Source organism: Candidatus Protofrankia californiensis (assembly GCF_900634765.1).
Taxonomy (GTDB): Bacteria; Actinomycetota; Actinomycetes; order Frankiales; family Frankiaceae; genus Protofrankia; species Protofrankia californiensis.
The window spans coordinates 742-3,894 of the sequence record NZ_CAAAFT010000072.1; the positions used below are offsets into that span (position 1 = coordinate 742).

Consider the following 3,153-nt stretch of genomic DNA (forward strand, 5'->3'; position numbering starts at 1 on the left):
ATGTTGGACGTCACGCCCAGCCAGTAGCGTTCGTTGCGGAAGTGGTGGAGACGGTGGTTACGCCAGACCCCGCGGTACATCCTGCTGCGCGGACGGTAGCCGCTGTGGATGAGGAAGTGCGTCCAGTCGTAGGCGAGCAGCCCGAGACCCGCGCACAGCGCCGCGGTGGCGGCTGGGGGGGACCCGAGCAGTGCGGTGGCCAGCGCGACCGTACCGGTGCCGAGTACCTCCTGTGGCCGGACGAACATCGTGTCCATGTTCGTCGGGTCGCGGTGGTGCTGTTCGTGCCCCCAGCCGGCGATCCGGTAGCAGGCTTGTCCGGCCCGGCTGGTCGGCCGGGCGTGCAGGACCCCGAGGTGCACCGACCATTCGACGAACGGCTGCGCGGCGAGCATGGACACGGCGACCGCCGCGTCCGCCCGGCCGAAGTGCCCGCGGGCAAGCCGCACGGTCGCGAGGCTCGCGACCGCTGCCATCAGCACCGGTGGACGGGGATGGGCCACGAAGCGGCCGGCCGCGGCACGCAGCGTGGCAACCTCGGACGCTCGACCATGCGGACCGGGCCTGTCCAGGCGGGCGACGGCTGCGGTGACACGGCGCAGGGCGGCGGTTGCGGTCCAGGCCGGCGCCGGTGCCGTCGGCATGATCAGAACGGTACCGTCGAATACGCCTGCAGCTTGGTCAGCTGATGCTGGCTGTCCACCCGCCGGATCGTCCCACTGCGTGAGCGCATCACCAGCGACGACGTGTTGGCGCCACCCGGCCGATACCGGACCCCGGCCAGCAGCTCACCGTCGGTGATACCGGTGGCGACGAAGAAGACGTTGTCGCTGTCCACGAGCTCGCGGGTGGTCAGAATGCGCTCGAGGTTGTGGCCGGCGTTGATGAGCTTGTTGCGCTCGTCGGGATCCCGCGGCCAGAGCCGCCCCTGGATCGCACCTCCGATACAGGTCACCGCGCACGCGCTGATGATTCCCTCGGGTGTGCCGCCGATGCCGAGTAGCAGGTCGATACCGGTGTCGGCGGAAGCCGCCATGACCGCGCCGGCGACATCCCCGTCGGAGATGAGCTTTACCCGGGCGCCGGCCGCCCGGATCTGCTCGATCAGCTGGACGTGGCGCGGGCGCTCCAGGACGACAACGGTCACGTCCCGCGGATGCACACCCTTGGCCTTGGCGACGGCGCGGATGTTGTCCTCGACGGGCGCCGCGATGTCCACCACGTCGGCGGCTTCGGGGCCGGTGACGAGCTTCTCCATGTAGAAGGACGCGCTCGCGTCGTACATGGACCCGCGTTCGGACACCGCCATCACGGCGATCGCGTTGTTCATGCCCTTGGCGGTGAGCGTGGTGCCGTCCACCGGGTCGACGGCGACGTCGCACTCGGGACCTTCGCCCGAGCCGACCTCCTCGCCGTTGAAGAGCATGGGGGCCTCGTCCTTCTCGCCCTCGCCGATGACGACGACGCCACGCATCGACACCGTGCCGACCAGTCGTCGCATGGCGTCGACGGCGGCCTGGTCGGCGCCGTTCTTGTCGCCGCGCCCGACCCACCTGGCGGCTGCGAGCGCGGCCGCCTCGGTCACTCTGACGAGTTCGAGGGCGAGGTTGCGGTCAGGTGCCTGCCCCTGGACGGCGAGAGGACCAGGAAGGTTCACGCTTTCGGCTGCCACGGAACTGAGACTAGTTGCACATGGGTGAATCCGCCCACTGATGATGTGGGCTGTCGGTGGCTCGCCGGCCGCGGTGGGATCCGGTACGAACCCCGTGCGCGGAAAGAACATGATCGCTCAGCCTTCGGCCCGCTGGTGTCGGGTGCGTGACATCCTGATCGTCCTGCTTGGTGCAACCTTGACCAGCGGACATACGTCCAACTGTATGCATGGGCGTCCGGCACGCGGAGGGGGCGTGCCGGACGCCCATCCATTGTTTACCGCCGGCTGGCCTTCCAGCCTTCGACCAGGCCGGATGACCCGCTGTTAGTTGGCTTACGTCCCGGCCCGGCGCGTCGAGCCCACCCGACCGGCGACGACTTCGACATGGCGGCCATTTGTTCGCCCGGGTAAAAGAGGTCTCGGCCTGGACGGAAAGTCGGTTTGGTGACGCTTGTGGCGGGTAACGGGCGAGGTATGGGATGCTGTGCGCATCTGTTCTGGTACGGGGGATGATCAGGTATATCGGCGGCTCTACGAGCGCTCGAAACTGCATACGGGGGTGTGTGGTGAGTTTCCGAGTAGAGGTCGTTGCGCACGGCGCCTCGGGGGCGGGACGCGCTAATTCTCCTGTCTGCCTCGAGCTGGAGCTGCCGCTGGCGATATGCGAGCCGACGACAGGAGTAGCTCATGGCTCAGGACATCTACCCCACGGCCCACTTCCGACCGGTGGTCAACAAGTCGGCGGGAATCATCACCCCCACCCGGGGACTGATCCTGCATGTACAGGAGGGAAACGGCTCTCCCTTCGGCGAGTTCAACAATCCGGCGACGCAGAAGAGCTCCCACCTGTGGCTGTCCAAGGCCGGTCATTTCGAGCAGTACGTGCCGTTCACCATGAAGGCATGGGCGCAGAAGGCGGGAAACACCGAGTGGATCTCCTGCGAGTGCGAGGGACGCGTTGGCGAGGACTACACGCCCATCCAGAGCGAACGCCTCGGTGAGCTGTATGCCTGGGGCATACGGGTGTTCGGCTGGGCCGCGCAGGTCACCGATGACCCGAAGGGTCGCGGGATCGGCACCCATCGCATGGGTGGCATCGCCTGGGGCGGCCATTCCTGCCCGGGTGGCCTGCGGGCAGGGCGGCGCCAGGACATTCTGGCTGCCGCGCTGGGCCGGCAGGGGACCGTCGATGCGGCCGGGAATCCGAGCGTGGGCCGGTTCGCCGGCTATCCCGTCCTCAACAAGGGTGACCACGACCCGGGGCACACCGGCAGTTTCCCCGACCGTGGAAATCCAGTGGCCACACTGCAGAATGCCCTGAACATCGTCCTGCGGCATGAGGACCACGCAGACCCGCTGCGCCTCGGCCCCGACGGGCAGTTCGGCGACCGGACCTACGCCACGCTGACGTCGTTCCAGCAGTGGTGGGGTCTTGCCACCGACGGGATTGCCGGGCCGGCCACCTGGGCCGGCCTTGATGGTGCTCTCCGGTTGTATGG

At 68.0% G+C, this 3,153-nt stretch carries 3 protein-coding genes; 1 reads left to right on the plus strand and 2 read right to left on the minus strand.

All coding sequences use genetic code 11. The features are described 5' to 3' along the window. Together DD1DGNOD_RS04505 and glpX are read right to left on the minus strand one after the other, a co-directional pair. Positions 1-644, minus strand: a 644-nt coding sequence (locus tag DD1DGNOD_RS04505; RefSeq protein WP_131769522.1) for a sterol desaturase family protein, incomplete at its 3' end; no start/stop codon positions are given. Positions 645-646: 2 nt separating this feature from the next. Beyond that, complete coding sequence (glpX, locus tag DD1DGNOD_RS04510; protein WP_206442945.1) at positions 647-1,672, minus strand: class II fructose-bisphosphatase; 1,026 nt, start codon at positions 1,670-1,672, stop codon at positions 647-649. A gap of 669 nt (positions 1,673-2,341) precedes the next feature. On the opposite strand from glpX, the gene DD1DGNOD_RS04515 reads away from it, so the two are divergent. Further along, the coding region (locus tag DD1DGNOD_RS04515) for a peptidoglycan recognition protein family protein (protein WP_131769523.1) at positions 2,342-3,153 on the plus strand (812 nt) is incomplete at its 3' end.